Origin of the sequence: Aurantiacibacter suaedae, from assembly GCF_005434915.1 — a bacterium.
GTDB lineage: Bacteria > Pseudomonadota > Alphaproteobacteria > Sphingomonadales > Sphingomonadaceae > Alteraurantiacibacter > Alteraurantiacibacter suaedae.
The window spans coordinates 475,169-489,433 of the sequence record NZ_SKCG01000001.1; the positions used below are offsets into that span (position 1 = coordinate 475,169).

Annotated in this window: 15 protein-coding genes; 4 read left to right on the plus strand and 11 right to left on the minus strand. The window is 62.6% G+C overall.

Going from position 1 to position 14,265, the window contains the following annotated elements; translation table 11 throughout:
* Positions 1-72: 72 nt before the first annotated feature.
* The 5 genes from rodA to E0473_RS02190 are packed head-to-tail and all read right to left on the minus strand — an operon-like array spanning position 73 to position 5,834.
* Positions 73-1,188 carry a rod shape-determining protein RodA gene (gene rodA, locus E0473_RS02170; RefSeq protein ID WP_137679211.1) on the minus strand — a complete coding sequence of 372 codons (1,116 nt, stop codon included), beginning with the start codon at positions 1,186-1,188 and terminating at the stop codon, positions 73-75.
* Positions 1,185-3,212 carry a penicillin-binding protein 2 gene (gene mrdA, locus E0473_RS02175; RefSeq protein WP_137679212.1) on the minus strand — a complete coding sequence of 676 codons (2,028 nt, stop codon included), beginning with the start codon at positions 3,210-3,212 and terminating at the stop codon, positions 1,185-1,187. The genes rodA and mrdA overlap by 4 nt, the downstream gene beginning before the upstream one ends.
* A gap of 3 nt (positions 3,213-3,215) precedes the next feature.
* The gene (mreD, locus tag E0473_RS02180) at positions 3,216-3,773 is read right to left on the minus strand and encodes a rod shape-determining protein MreD (protein ID WP_241657294.1); all 558 of its coding nucleotides are present in this window, start codon (positions 3,771-3,773) and stop codon (positions 3,216-3,218) included.
* Complete coding sequence (gene mreC / locus E0473_RS02185; RefSeq protein WP_137679213.1) at positions 3,770-4,756, minus strand: rod shape-determining protein MreC; 987 nt, start codon at positions 4,754-4,756, stop codon at positions 3,770-3,772. The genes mreD and mreC overlap by 4 nt, the downstream gene beginning before the upstream one ends.
* Positions 4,757-4,787: 31 nt before the next feature.
* On the minus strand, positions 4,788-5,834 hold the full coding sequence (locus tag E0473_RS02190) for a rod shape-determining protein (RefSeq protein WP_119594701.1): 1,047 nt from the start codon (positions 5,832-5,834) through the stop codon (positions 4,788-4,790).
* Positions 5,835-6,019: 185 nt separating this feature from the next.
* Here E0473_RS02190 and mutL point away from each other — a divergent pair, with 185 nt between their 5' ends.
* Complete coding sequence (gene mutL / locus E0473_RS02195; protein WP_137679214.1) at positions 6,020-7,828, plus strand: DNA mismatch repair endonuclease MutL; 1,809 nt, start codon at positions 6,020-6,022, stop codon at positions 7,826-7,828.
* Positions 7,828-8,334 carry a hypothetical protein gene (locus E0473_RS02200; RefSeq protein ID WP_137679215.1) on the plus strand — a complete coding sequence of 169 codons (507 nt, stop codon included), beginning with the start codon at positions 7,828-7,830 and terminating at the stop codon, positions 8,332-8,334. The genes mutL and E0473_RS02200 overlap by 1 nt, the downstream gene beginning before the upstream one ends.
* 4 nt (positions 8,335-8,338) lie before the next feature.
* Here E0473_RS02200 and E0473_RS02205 read toward each other — a convergent pair whose 3' ends face one another.
* From E0473_RS02205 to E0473_RS02215, 3 genes are read right to left on the minus strand one after another with little or no spacing between them, the layout of a single operon-like run.
* On the minus strand, positions 8,339-9,139 hold the full coding sequence (locus E0473_RS02205; RefSeq protein ID WP_241657295.1) for a DUF1206 domain-containing protein: 801 nt from the start codon (positions 9,137-9,139) through the stop codon (positions 8,339-8,341).
* Positions 9,140-9,189: 50 nt separating this feature from the next.
* Positions 9,190-9,915: an NYN domain-containing protein gene (locus E0473_RS02210; RefSeq protein ID WP_137679216.1), complete on the minus strand. Its 726-nt coding sequence runs from the start codon at positions 9,913-9,915 to the stop codon at positions 9,190-9,192.
* Positions 9,916-9,962: 47 nt separating this feature from the next.
* The gene (locus E0473_RS02215) at positions 9,963-10,610 is read right to left on the minus strand and encodes a carbonic anhydrase (protein WP_137679217.1); all 648 of its coding nucleotides are present in this window, start codon (positions 10,608-10,610) and stop codon (positions 9,963-9,965) included.
* Between the two features lie 62 nt (positions 10,611-10,672).
* Here E0473_RS02215 and lipA point away from each other — a divergent pair, with 62 nt between their 5' ends.
* Both lipA and E0473_RS02225 read left to right on the plus strand, forming a co-directional pair.
* Positions 10,673-11,608, plus strand: a complete 936-nt coding sequence (gene lipA / locus E0473_RS02220; protein WP_137679218.1) for a lipoyl synthase — start codon at positions 10,673-10,675, stop codon at positions 11,606-11,608.
* Positions 11,608-12,069, plus strand: a complete 462-nt coding sequence (locus tag E0473_RS02225) for a type II toxin-antitoxin system RatA family toxin (protein ID WP_137679219.1) — start codon at positions 11,608-11,610, stop codon at positions 12,067-12,069. Before lipA ends, E0473_RS02225 begins: the two co-directional genes overlap by 1 nt.
* Here E0473_RS02225 and E0473_RS02230 read toward each other — a convergent pair.
* Genes E0473_RS02230 through E0473_RS02240 form a run of 3 tightly spaced genes read right to left on the minus strand, consistent with a single transcriptional unit; the run spans position 12,030 to position 14,243 of the window.
* Positions 12,030-12,530, minus strand: coding sequence for a CinA family protein (locus E0473_RS02230; RefSeq protein ID WP_137679220.1), 501 nt, complete (start codon positions 12,528-12,530; stop codon positions 12,030-12,032). The two genes, E0473_RS02225 and E0473_RS02230, sit on opposite strands and share 40 nt — an antisense overlap.
* A 2-nt stretch (positions 12,531-12,532) precedes the next feature.
* Entirely contained in the window at positions 12,533-13,135 is a 603-nt protein-coding gene (locus E0473_RS02235; protein ID WP_162536212.1) for a hypothetical protein, read from the minus strand.
* Positions 13,077-14,243, minus strand: a complete 1,167-nt coding sequence (locus E0473_RS02240; RefSeq protein WP_137679222.1) for a bifunctional 2-C-methyl-D-erythritol 4-phosphate cytidylyltransferase/2-C-methyl-D-erythritol 2,4-cyclodiphosphate synthase — start codon at positions 14,241-14,243, stop codon at positions 13,077-13,079. The genes E0473_RS02235 and E0473_RS02240 overlap by 59 nt, the downstream gene beginning before the upstream one ends.
* Positions 14,244-14,265: the final 22 nt, after the last annotated feature.

Here is a 14,265-nt window from a genome sequence, read left to right on the forward strand (position 1 = left end):
GTCACCGCGAATCGCGGAGAGGCGTCTAATAACGATTGTCTCGCGGTTGAAAAGAGGTTTCTTCAAGCTCGCCTAAAAGTTTCCGCGCGGCTGCTTGTTCCACCGGCTCACCATCATCAGCGTGCCCACGCAAATCATGTTGGTGAGCATCGACGAACCGCCATGGCTCATAAATGGCAAGGGGATTCCAACCACTGGCGCCATGCCCATCACCATCATCAGATTGACCGCAGCGTAGAAGAAGATCGTCGCCACCATGCCGCCCGCCAAAAGGCGCGAAAAGCGATCTTCGGCATCGCGGGCCACGGTCAGCCCCCAGCGCAGCACGAGGCCAAAAATCAGCAGCACGAAAAGGCCACCGATTAGTCCCCACTCTTCGGCCATGGTCGCGAAGACAAAATCGGTGTGCGGCTCGGGCAGATAGTCCAGCGAGCTTTGCGAACCGTTGCCGAAGCCTTTGCCGAACAGCCCTCCGGAACCGATCGCAATCTTCGATTGGGTTATGTGGTAGCCGGCGCCAAGCGGATCACTCTCCGGATCGAGGAACGTGGTCACGCGCCGCCGCTGATAATCCTTCAGTCCGAAGAAATAGGCCACCGGAATGGCCACCATGGCTGCCAACGCGCCGCCCGCAAACCACTTGCCGGGCAGGCCTGCCATGTACATCACCACTGCGCCGCCAAAGGCGATGGCCAGCGCGGTGCCCAGATCGGGTTGCAACAGCACCAGCAGCATCGGCAGGCCGATTAACCCCGCTGCGGGAACGACAGCGCGCCAGGTACCGATCAGACCGACCGGCAAGCCATGATAGAACCACGCCAGCACCAGCACGATCGCTGGCTTCATCAGTTCTGAGGGTTGCAAAACCATGAAGCCGAGGTTCAGCCAGCGCTGGCTTCCTCCGCCAATGGCCCCCAACGCTTCCACAAGCATCAGCAACAGCACCACCGCAGCATAGATCGGCACCGCCGCCATCTTGGCCAGATCGAGCGGGAAAAACGACATCACCAACGCCATCGTCAGCGTTACCGCAAAGCGCAGCAGGTGCGAACTGGCGTAGGGCGACATCGATCCGCCCGCTGCCGAGTATAGCACGGCGCCTCCGAAGGCGACGAGCAAGGCTATGGGCAGAATGACCTGCCACGGAATCTGTGCCAGCGGAGCCGGCAGGGTTACCGCGCGTCTCACGTCAGGTTGCCATTGGCGCTTGCGACAGGATCTTCGCGCGGTGTGAGAGCGTCGGTAACGGGTGTTGCAGGTTCCGAAATCGCTGCGCGCGCCTCGGCATCGACCTTCTCTGCCAGCTGTATCGGGGCAGGGGCAGGGGGCAGATCGACGCCGGCGGCAGCGGCATAGGCCGCATAGGACTGTTCAAGCCGCTTTTGCGCCGTACCGCCCCACTGCTTCTCGAACCCGTGCAGCGCATCGAGCGCCTTGGCCGGATCGAACAGAAAGGTCATGACGTCGCGGGCAATGGGATAGGCGGAGCCCGAGCCGCCGCCGTGTTCGATAACCACGGCGCAAGCATAGCGCGGATTGTTGAATGGGGCGAAGCAGATGAAAAGGCCATGGTCACGATACTTCCAAGGCCCGGCCTTACCGTTTGAGAGGCTAAGCGAGACAACCTGCGCCGTTCCCGTCTTGCCGGCCATCAAAATATCGTCGACCGGAAGCCTGGCGCGGCCAGCGGTGCCAGGGCCATTGATCACGTCGCTCATCGCATTCTGGATGACCTGTACGTGGTCGCCATGGAAATTCATGCTGCCGAACTTCGGAGTTTTACCGTCGAGGATCAGACGCGGCATCACGGTCCTACCGGTGGCGATGCGCGCTGAATAGACAGCCAGTTGCAGCGGATTGAACAGCATGTAGCCCTGACCGATGGTCGCATTCACCGTATCGAAGGCCTGCCACTCGCGGCCATATTTTTTCAGCTTCCACTCGGGATCGGGCACAGTCCCGTAGAACTGACTGGTGACCGGCAGCGGGAACTCCTGACCCAGCCCGCAGCGGCGCGCCATGTCGGAGATTACGTTCATTCCGAGCTGCTGGGCGAAATAATAAAAATAGACGTCGCAGCTTTGATAAATGCCCTTCGCCATATCGACGCTGCCGTGCCCACGCCGGTTCCAGCAGTGGAATACCCTGTTGCCGACACGCAGGCCACCGCTACAATTGACGCTGGCATCAGGTGAGAGACCCGCTTCGAGAAAAGCCATCGCGACCATCGGCTTTACGGTCGATCCCGGCGGATAGAGCCCTTGGAGAACCTTGTTGCGCAAGGGCACCCGGTCGTTCTCGCTCAGCATCGAATATTCGACACGCCCGATCCCGTCGGAAAAGCTGTTGGGATCGAAGCTAGGCATGGAGGCCATGCACATCAGGTCACCGGTCAGGCAGTCGATCACCACCACCGAGCCGGATTCGAGCCCGATGCGGCGGGCGGCATAGTCCTGCAGCGGTCCATCGATGGTCAGCCGGATGGGATCGCCAGGTATATCCTCACGCGTTTCGAGGTCGCGCACGCGGCGGCCCGTCGCGGTGACTTCCACGCGCCGTGCCCCGGGCACGCCGCGCAATTCCTGCTCGAACTGTTTCTCGATCCCGTCCTTGCCCATCTTGAAGCCGGGCGTGAGCAGCAGCGGCTGCGGCTCCTCCTCGTATTCCTCCCGGCTGGGGGCACCGACATAACCGATCAGGTGGCCTACCGAACTGCCAGTCGGGTAATAACGGGCATAGGATTGCTGCGGGAGCACACCCGGTAGCTCGGGTAAGCGCACGGTAAGCGCGGCATATTTCTCGAAGTCCAGCCCGCTTGCCACCGGCACAACCTGATAGCTCGATGCATTCTCGATGCGCTCGACCAGATCCTTGCGCTCAAGATCGTCGAAGGCCAGTACCTTCGAGAGCAGGTCGACCGTCGCTTCCCGGTCGTGCAGGCGTTCGGGAATAATATCGACACGAAAGTCGCTGCGGTTGGAGGCAAGCGGCGAACCGTTGCGGTCGAGAATCCAGCCACGACGCGGCGGAATGAGCGAGAGATTGACGCGGTTGCTCTCCGCCTCCATCTCGTATTTCTCGTTTTCGGCCACGGCGATATAGCCCATGCGCGCCGCCAGCAGCAGCCCCACGCCGCCCTGAACCGCGCCAACAACGAAGCTGCGGCGGTCGAACGTCTCCTTTAGGGAGTTGCTGCTAAGTCTCTGTTCCATAGCTCAATCGATCCGCCTCACGCGGAGCAGGCGCAGGCGATCCAATATCGCCACGACACCTACAATAATGGGAAAGAGCACCAAGGAGAGCAAGGCCTGCGGCGCCAGCAACCAGAAATGCAGCAGATCGAGCCTCGCTGCGGAAAACACCCCCGACAACAGCAGGAACAGCATGATCAGCACCGCCGCGACAATCCAGTCCTGCCAGAAGCCGCGCCAGGGGAAGCGCAGCTCGAACAGATCGAGCGCGATCAGCGTTAGCGAGAACAGCAGGATGCTGCTGCCAAGCGGCTGACCGGACAGAAGATCGTCACACAGGCCAAGCGGAAAACCCGCCCACAGCGGCAATACTCCGGGCCGCAGCAGACGCCAGGCAAGCAGAAACATAAAGGCCAGCGGCGGCACGACAGGCGCCGGGGCAATCACAGGCCACATCGGCACCAGCGAAGCCAGGATGATCGAAAGCCAGGGCACCCCATAAACGAGCGCAGACGAGTGATCACGGTTGATCTTGCTTCCGAACAGATCCCTGCGCGCGGTCGGGTTGAGCTTTTCCATCATTCGTCCGGCGCAGCCGATCCGGTTGGCGAAGGGGAGGGTGGGAGCGGAGGAGAGGCGGGAGGATCGGGCAGTTCGGCCGCAACCTCTTCGATGCCTTCCTCGGTCGGGCCTGACGGCGGACGTTCCAGCATCGCGACCGCCTCTGGCTGCCACACCGGTTCCACCAGCACCACATCGGTTGCCGCCGGATTGCTCAGCAGGCGGGCAATGGCGCCATCGTCGTTGAGTTCGGTCACCATGGCGACGGCCACACCGGGGCGAAACATGCCGCCTGCTCCGGAGGTTACAAACACATCACCAATCTCAAGCGGGTTGATGCCAAGCGAAATCAGCCGCAGCCGCAAGGAACCGTCGGCGCGCCCCTCGGCAAAGGCGACCACGTTATCGGTAGCTCGGCGCACGGGCACGATCGATTCGCTGTCGGTCAGCAACAACACCCGCGAACTGGTGCGCCCGACTTCGAGCACGCGCCCCACCAGGCCCATCGGCGAGGTTACCGGCATCCCGACCTTCACCCCGTCCGCACGCCCGGCGGAAAGGTAGGCAAAGCGCCGCGCGCTGACCGAAGTCGATCCGATCAGGCGAGCAATGGCAACCGGCTCGCGCTCGTCCTGCGCGAGGCCCAGCACTGCCTTGAGCTGCTCGTTCTCTTGTTCCAGAGCGCGCGCCTCGGCCAGCTTCACCCGCGCGATGGCAATCTCTTCCTTCATCTGCGCGTTTTTGCTGCCGGCTTCATAGTAACCGGCGATGGCATCGAAGAAGTTGCTGGTGCCCACGCGCCCGGCCGCGCCTGCTTCGCCCACAGACGCAGTGACATCGCTCGCCATAGTCCGCAGACCGGCGAAGGCTTCGGGCCTGACCAGCGATACGATGAGAAGCAGCGCGCCAAGCGCAGCGCCCGCCGACGCAAGCAAATAGCCCGCGAAGACGCCGAATTGCGCCCTGCGATTGGTGCCGCTGCGCTGTGCCGCCGGCGGTGCCATGGCCCGCGCGCTCTCCTTGTTTCAGCCGCCCTTAGGCGGTCATCAATACGCCGCGGTACATCGGGTCTTCCATAGCCCGACCAGTTCCCAGCGCCACGCACGACAACGGATCTTCCGCCACCGAGACGGGCAAGCCGGTCTCGTCGCGGATGTGCTCGTCCAGGCTGCGGATCAGCGCGCCGCCACCGGTAAGCACTATACCCTGGTCGACAATGTCGGCTGCGAGTTCAGGCGCGGTGTTTTCAAGCGCGATGCGCACACCCTCAACGATAGCGCCGATCGGTTCGGACAGCGCTTCGGCGATGTGCGCCTGGTTAATCTGGATTTCCTTGGGCACACCGTTCACGAGGTCGCGACCCTTAAGCACGATCGTTTCGCCCACACCGTCCTTAGGGACGATGGCAACGCCATAATCCTTCTTGATCCGCTCCGCCGTGGCATCGCCGATCAGCAGGTTGTGGTGTCGGCGGACGTAAGAGACGATGGCTTCATCCATCTTGTCACCGCCGGTGCGGACCGAGGTGGTGTAGGCAAGACCGCGCAGCGACAGAACGGCGACCTCGGTGGTGCCGCCGCCGATATCGACCACCATCGAGCCGACCGGCTCGGTCACCGGCATATCGGCGCCGATAGCAGCAGCCATCGGTTCGAGAATGAGGAAAACTTCCGAAGCACCGGCATTGCTGGCGGCATCGCGAATCGCGCGGCGTTCAACCGAAGTCGAGCCCGAGGGCACGCAGATCACGATTTCCGGGTAACGGAGCAGCGTGCGCTTGCCGTGGACCTTGCGGATGAAGTGCTTGATCATCTCTTCCGCGATTTCGATGTCGGCAATCACGCCGTCACGCAGCGGTCGGATGGCCTCGATCGAATCCGGGGTCTTGCCCATCATCATCTTGGCGTCTTCACCGACTGCCTTCACGCGCTTCACGCCGTTCAGCGTCTCGATTGCCACCACCGACGGCTCGTTGAGCACGATTCCGCGGTCCTGGACATAGACCAGCGTATTGGCCGTGCCGAGGTCGATGGCCATGTTCTGGGAACCGAATTTGAACATTTTGGAGAGGAACGAACTCATCAAGCTATCCATGCGATAAGTGGCAGGCGGCCCAGACTCACTGGAGCAGTCAGCCGACCGGGTGGTGGAAGTGGCGCTCCTTAGCGCGGCTCGGCGGCAAAGGCCAAAAATTTTGTAGAGAACATCGTAGTTTTGCCCCGTCTTGGCTCGAATTGCCCGCAGCTTGGGTTTAGACGGGTGGCGCAATGTCGAAAATACGTCGTCTTCCCGAACACCTCGTCAACAGGATCGCCGCCGGCGAGGTGGTCGAGCGACCCGCATCCGCGCTTAAGGAACTGGTCGAGAATGCCATAGACGCGGGGGCCTCGCGGGTGCTCGTCGCCATCGCGGACGGCGGGCTCGGCTCGATCGAGGTGACAGACGATGGCTGCGGGATGACGCCTGAGGAAATGTCGCTGGCGTTGGAGCGACATGCCACCTCGAAACTTCCCGATGAAGCCATCGAACAGGTCGCCACGCTCGGTTTCCGGGGGGAAGCCTTGCCGTCGATTGCCAGCGTGGCGCGGCTGACGCTGGAAAGCCGTCCGCAAGGCAACGATCAGGGGTGGCGCCGGGTGGTCGATCATGGCGCAGTGATCGCCGATGAGCCTGCCGCCCTCCCGCCGGGAACGCGGGTGCGGATGGAAAATCTGTTCGGCAAGGTTCCGGCCCGGCGCAAGTTCCTGCGTACTGCGCGGAGCGAATACGGCGCCTGTCACGAGGTTATGCGCCGCCTCGCCATGGCGCGGCCCGACATCGCCTTCACCTTCGAACACGGCGGACGGCGCATCTTCTCGGTTCAGGGAAGGGAGGGGACCGAAAATCGGGTCGCCCAGATCGTCGCGCGCGAGCTGAAGGAGAACGGCGTAGCGATAGACTTCGAGCGCGGCGACATACGCCTGTCGGGAATCGCGGGTCTGCCGACTTACAATCGCGGTGTGGCCGATCACCAATATTTGTTCGTCAACGGCCGCCCGGTGAAAGACCGGCTGCTCACCGGGGCCGTTCGCGGAGCCTACGCCGATATGCTCGCGCGTGACCGGCACGCGGTGCTGGCGCTGTTCCTCGACCTGCCTCCGGAAGATGTCGATGTGAACGTCCACCCGGCCAAGACCGAGGTCCGCTTTCGCGATTCGACCGGTATTCGCGGCTTCATTGTCTCCGGGCTGAGGCAAGCTCTGGCGACCGGCGACCGGCGCAGCGCCCAGGCACCCGATGCCGAGGCGATGGGCCGCTGGCAGGCTGAGCCGACGAGTCCAGCGCCCGCGCTGCACTCGCTCTTCACCGGGCGGGACTGGTCCGCGCCTTCCCCCTCTTTTTTGGCTTCGACAGTTGCCGAACGGCCAGCGATGTTCGGTGGATCTGCCCCAGTGCTCGACGCACCGCAAGGCCGCGCCGAAGCTGCCGAACCGATAGCTAAAGAAGACGCCGACTATCCGCTCGGGATTGCGCGCGGTCAGGTGGCGGGTACCTACATCGTCGCCGAATCGGCGGAAGGCCTGATCCTCGTCGACCAGCACGCCGCCCACGAGCGGATCGTTCTCGAACGGTTGCGCGCCGCTGGCGTGGGCGACAAGGTTGCCGCCAGTCAGGCACTGCTGATGCCCGAGGTGGTCGAGCTTGACGAACCCGCCTGCGATCGGATCGAGGATTGCGCTGACGATCTTGCCAAGCTGGGCCTTGCGGTCGAGCGGTTCGGACCCGGTGCTATGCTGGTGCGCGCAATGCCCGCCTCGCTAAAGAAGGCCGACCCCGCCAAACTCCTCAGCGACATCGCCGACGACATCGCTGCAAATGGAGGCGCGCTGCTACTTGGTGAACGGATCGAACACGTCTTGGCAACCATGGCCTGCCACGGTTCGGTAAGGGCAGGGCGGATATTGAACGTCGCCGAGATGAACGCATTGCTGCGCGAAATGGAGGCGACTCCGCGTTCAGGTCAGTGCAACCACGGGCGTCCCACCTGGGTCCGCCTGTCGCTGGCCGATGTCGAAAAGCTTTTCGGGAGACACTGATGCGCACCGCTTTGCTGATAGGTCTGGCCGTTGCCTTGGCCAGTTGCTCTGATGAGCAGAGCCCGGAGGAAAAGGCCGCGCAGGATCAAAAGGTGGTCCAGATGGTGCGCGCCGCCAACGAAGCGCCGCCGCCCATCGAGGAGGTGATCCCCCAAGCAATTCTATATCCGGATATCGAGAAGGAAGACCTGTTCGGGGCCTCCTGTGCCTACGCGCCGGGCACGAGCATGGGCGCTCGCGTCATAGCGCGCGAGGCTGACGCCTACATGAAGATAGAGGACGAGATGATCCGCTTTGCCGCCGATCCCGGCGCGCGCCAGTTGGCGAACCGCACCGGCTCTCTTTACAATGGCAGGCAATTCTCTCTCCGCCTGGAAATTGAGGGAGAGGGCCGCGAAGATCCCAACGCCAGCGAAAGCACCCTCTATCAAGGCACCATATGGCTCCGCGACCGGTGGGACCGAATTGTCTACACCGGCAGCGGAACGGTAAGCTGCGGCTCCTGACCGTTTAGGCCCGGAACTCCGGCACCTTACGGTCGAGATCCAGCTCTGGAATGATGCGGTAGCGCGCCAGCACCAGGCTAAAGAGGCCGAACATCAGCAGCCCCAACGCGGTAATCGTGAAAACAGCGCCCTCGTCGGCAAGGCTGGCAACGGCGTCGCCCAGCGTCTTCACCTGATCGCTTCCGCCAGACATGAAGCCGACCTTGGCGAGAGACCACCCGATCACGCCGTAAACCACCGCCCTAGCGCCATAACCCAGGCCACCGAGCCAACGCGTGGCCGAAGGCGCGCGCGAGCTTACCCGGTGCATGAATTCGCCGGAGATAGCCTTCTTCAGCTGGAACAGCGCGGTAAGGCCAAAGGCAATGCCCAACAATCCAAGCAGGGTGGGGCCGAAGCTCATGCTCATGAGTCCGGCTGCAGCATCCTGCGCGCCCCCGCCGCCAGAGCCAGGCCCGGTGGCGAATTCATAGGCGGTCCAGGCCAGCGCGAAATGGCCGATGGCGCTTCCAGCGTGACCGATGCGCTTGGCCCACCCTTTTGTATCACTGCCATTGTGCTCGATATCGAAAAACGTGGAGGCAAGGCGGAACAGCGCATAGGCGCACAGGCCCACAACCATGATCCAGAGTATAAACTGTCCGAACGCAAAGTTTTCGACCGCTGCGAAGATTCCTTCAGTGCCCCGGCTGATCTGCCCCGCACTGGTGAGCGCGATCAGACCAAGCACTGCATAAAGTATCGCCCGACTGAAATAGCCGACGCGCACGAGCCATTCGAATTTTTCGGATTTGTCGACCATCATGAGTTCCCCTGTAACTTGAGGAACCTACGCTCGACGAGCCAAATGGTGCCTCAGCGTAGCCGCTTCACATAAAGCTGACCGTTATCCCGCTTCTCGAGTTTGAAGCGGTCGCTCTTGGCGCGAACCAGATCTGCGAGCTTTTTGTAGCCATGGTTGCGCACGTCGAAGCTTGACCGGTTGCCGGCGATCTGGCCGACCTCCTGCAGACGCGCGAAACCGTTCTCGTCCCGGCTGGCGGCCTTCCATGCGCTGCCCAGCAGTTCGATCAGGTCGTCATCGAGCGCCTCGCTTTCCGGTCCCTGCTCGGAACGGTCGTCATCCTCCTTGGCGGCAGTGCGGATCAGGCGGTCGACATCGATGTAACGGGTGCAGGCGGTGCGGAAGGCCTCGGGCGCTTTCTCGCTGCCGAAGCCATAGACGATCAGCCCGTCCTGCCGCAGCCGCGTGACGAGCGGAGTGAAGTCGCTGTCCGAACTCATGATCCCGAACCCGTCGACCTTGCCGCGATAGAGCAGGTCGATGGCGTCGATCGTCATCGCCATGTCGGTGGCGTTCTTGCCCTTGGTAAGGTCGAACTGCTGCATCGGCTGCAGGCCAAAGCGGTGCGTAATCTTGCTCCACTTGGAAAGCGCAGGCTTGGCCCAGTTGCCATAGGCGCGGCGAATGTTGACCTGCCCCATTTCGGCCAGAACCGTAAGCACAGGATCAATCCCGGCGTGGCTGGCATTGTCGGCGTCGATCAACAGGGCGATATTTTTCAGTGCTGCTTCAGGCATGAGGCCCAGATGGCCTTGGCTCGCCGCAAAGGCAAGCGCGATCAAGCTCAAGCAGGCTTGAACTTTCCTTCCGCTTCATCAAGTAGATGGAGAACGCCTTCGTTGATCGAGAAGTAAGCTCCGCGCAGCGTCAGCTCGCCGGTCGGCTCCTTTTCCTGCACGCACGGAAACGTCCGCAGGTTGGCGAGGCTCACCTTGACCGCTTCGTGTTCCATTGCCCGTTCGGCGTGGCGCCCGCTGGTCCCATGCTCCGCGACAATCGAATCGCGCACCGGATCGAGCATTGAAATCCACGAGGCGACAAAGCCACCTTCGCCAAGCCGGTTGCCGTGCAAGGCCTGCGTCAGCGCGGCGTTGCAACCGCCGCACATGCCGTGGCCCATCACCAACACCTCGGTTACTTTAAGGAACTGCACCGCAAATTCTAGCGCGGCCGAAACACCGTGCTGGCCCGGCGTCGTCTCGAACGGGGGGACAAGCGCAGCGACATTGCGCACGACGAAAATCTCGCCCGGCGAAACGTCGAAAATCTGCGTCGGATCAACCCGGCTGTCGGAACAGGCGATAATCATCACCTTGGGCTCTTGCCCTTCACGCAGCGCCTCCCAGCGCTCGCGACTTTCAACATAGCCGTTCTGGCGGAAACGTGTGTAGCCATCGAGGAGAGCGGCAAAATCGGGCGTGAGTTTGGTCATGCGGCAATCCTGTGCCCCAGCGGCATTGCCTATGGCAAGAGGCTTGCTTAAGTGGGGGCGTGATGAACGACCTTTCCGCCGCACCGAACCCCGAAAGACGACGCAAGCCCGATTGGATTCGCGTCAAGGCTCCCGTGTCCAAAGGCTATAACGAGACGCGCAAACTGATGCGCGATCTCGGCCTTAACACGGTCTGCGAAGAAGCAGCCTGTCCGAACATCGGCGAGTGCTGGACGAAAAAGCACGCCACAGTCATGATTCTGGGCGATGTCTGCACCCGCGCCTGCGCGTTTTGCAACGTGAAGACCGGGATGCCGCGCATGGTCGACCCGCTCGAACCCGAGCATGTCGCCACCGCCGCCGCCGAAATGGGGCTCGAGCACATCGTCATCACCAGCGTCGACCGCGACGATCTGCCCGATGGCGGGGCAGGGCAGTTTGTGAAGGTGATCGAGGCGCTACGCCGCGAGACACCGAACACCACTATCGAGATTCTCACGCCCGATTTCCGGGGTAAAATGCGTGCAAGCGTGGAGGCGATCTGCGCCGCCGGGCCAGATGTCTACAACCACAACCTCGAAACGGTGCCTCGGCTTTACCCGACGATCCGCCCCGGCGCGCGCTACTATGCCTCGCTGCGATTGCTTGAAGAGGTTAAGCGGCACGATCCGATGATCTTCACCAAGTCGGGCATCATGCTCGGTTTGGGCGAGCAGCGGCTCGAAGTGCATCAGGTGATGGACGATATGCGCTCTGCCGAGGTCGATTTCCTCACCATGGGACAGTATCTTCAGCCGACGCCGAAGCACACGTCGGTTATCGAGTTCGTCGAACCCAAAACGTTCAACGCCTATGGCTCGATCGCACGGGCCAAAGGTTTTCTACAGGTCGCCTCCAGCCCGCTTACGCGCTCAAGCTATCACGCGGGCGAAGATTTTGCCGAAATGCGCGCCGCGCGTGAGGCGAAGCTGGCCAAGCAGGCGCAGAAGAGCAGCTGATGCCGTCCATTCGTGAGACCCGCGCGCTGCCCTACAGCGCAGAGCAGATGTTCGACCTCGTCGCGGACGTCGGCAACTACAGCAAGTTCCTGCCTTGGGTCGTGGCAACGCGAGTGCGTGATCGCACCGAAGAGGGGATGACCGCCGACATGCTGGTCGGCTTTAAGGCGCTGCGCGAGAAATTCACCTCGCGCGTCACGCTCGACCGGCCGAACCGGATTGAGGTTCACTATGTCGACGGGCCGATGCGCGACCTCGATAACTGCTGGCTGTTTCACGACAGGGGCGAAGACGGTTGCGAGATCGACTTCAGCGTCGACTTCGCGTTCAAGAACCGCATGTTTGAGGCGCTCGCCGGTCAGTATGTCGACCGGGCGTTCCGCAAGATGGTGACCGCCTTCGAAGCGCGCGCCGCCGAGCTTTACGGCAGCAACAGCTCCAACGCGCACAGCGTCGCCTGATAGCGCACCCCGGCGCGGGTGTGTTCATCGAACAGGCGCTCTTCCGCAGTGGGCTGCTCTTCTCCGCGCACCATACACGCGAACACCACAGTGCCGACCGGCTTGGTCGCCGATCCGCCTTCCGGCCCGGCGATCCCGCTGATCGCAACCGCGACGTCCGCCCCATCGCTGCGTTCCAGCGCGCCTTGCGCCATGGCGTAGACGCAGGCCACGGACACCGCGCCAAAGGCATCGATGATGTCTTGAGAAACGCCGAGATCTTCGGTCTTCGCCGTGTTTGAATAGGTGACGTAGCCGCGCTCAAGCACGGCGGAGGAGCCGGGCACCTCGGTGAGCGCGGCGCAGACGAGCCCTCCAGTGCAGCTTTCGGCCAGCACGACCTTGCGCCCGGCAGCGGCATTCTCGGCGATAACCCGCTTGGCCAGATCGGCGATTTGCTTGGGGAGAACGGTCTCTGGCATAATCAATTCACCGCACAGATCTTGGGTTTATCGACGCCGGCCAGGCTCAGGAAAACGGCAGCGATCTCTCCCAGCTCGGCGGGATCGAGCGGTGCGAACACCTCTGCAGCGCGTTCGATCCTGCCGCAATCGGCCTGGGCAACTTCTCCCCCAACCATCTGCGCAATCATCTCGTCAACCAGCGGGCGCACGAGTTCGGGCGGCAGTTGGTCGAGCTGGAGCTTACCTTTGGCTGCGCCTTCACCATCTGCTGTCATGCGGGTGAGCGCGCGAAAGGCGCTGGGCCAATTCGCATCTGCCAAAGCAGCATAACGTTGGGAAAACTGCGCCCCGCGAGTGGCGAGAAAGCCATCGGCGGCAAGGCTTGCTCCGCATCGGTTACGCACGCCGCGCATGGCATGGGGAACCGCATAGATTATCAAGGCGCTGACTTCAGCCTCGCTTATGCAATCACGCTGCGCCTGTGCCATTGCCGGCTGGGCTGCAAGCGCGAGGGCGGCGACCGCCAACGCAGAGGACTTCGCGAAACTCATCTTCCTGATCCTTTCACAGCCGGACCATAGTGGCAATCGCCTGCGCGGCGATACCTTCGCCGCGTCCGGCAAAGCCCAGTCTTTCGGTGGTGGTTGCTTTCACGGCAACAAAATCCTGCGCAACGCCCAGCAGCTCGGCCAGCCGCGCCCGCATCGCCTCGCGGTGTGGCCCAATCTTCGGCGCCTCGCAGACGATGGTCACGTCGACATTGCCGATACCATAGCCGCGCTGCTGCGCCAGTTTTACCGCGTGAACAAGAAAACGGTCGGACGAGGCACCTTTCCACTGCGGGTCGGATGGCGGGAAGTGCTGGCCGATATCCCCGGCCGCCACCGCGCCGAGGATCGCATCGACCAGCGCATGAATCGCTACGTCGGCGTCTGAGTGGCCCGCCAACCCCTTGTCGTGGGCGATCTTCACCCCGCACAACCACAGTTCTTCACCCGAGGTCAGACGGTGGACGTCATAGCCCATGCCCGTGCGAACCGGCGGCAAGGCGTTTGCTTGATGATCCACGAAATCCTCCTTGAAGGTGAGCTTGGCAAGACGCTCGTCGCCATCGACCAGCGCCACTTCGCCCGCATGCGCGCGCAACACCTGCGCATCGTCACCGGCGTCAGGCTCGCCCTCCCAAGCCCGATGCGCGCCGAGAATATCGGCGAAGCGGAAAGCCTGGGGGGTCTGCACACGGCGCAATTGCTCACGCTTGGCGTCTGCGTGCATCAACCCTTCGTGCGCAAGGATCATTGAATCGACCACCGGCAGCACCGGAATCGCGCCGGGATACAGGGCCAGAGCATCGGTCAGGCGCGCAATTACCTCGGGCGGGCAATCGGGGCGGGCTGCATCGTGTATCAAGACGGCTTGCGGATTGTGCGGAGCGAGAGCCTCTAGACCGAGCGCAACGCTTTCCTGCCGCGTGGTGCCGCCTGTCACGAGAAGAATATCCGCGATCCCGGCCAGAATCCCGGCGGCCAGAACATCTGCGCCCTCCGGAATCACCACGGCGATGGGCGCCACTCCAGCAGTTGCCAGCGCGTCAGCCGCGTGTCGCAACACTGGCTTGCCGCGCCACGGGGCGAACTGCTTGGGAAGCGGCTGATCCGCACGCAGGCCTTTGCCAGCGGCAACGATCACGGCGGCGCATCCGGGCGGGGGAGGGGTAGGCGAATGGGTCATGTCAGGCCGGGCGCGGGCTAGC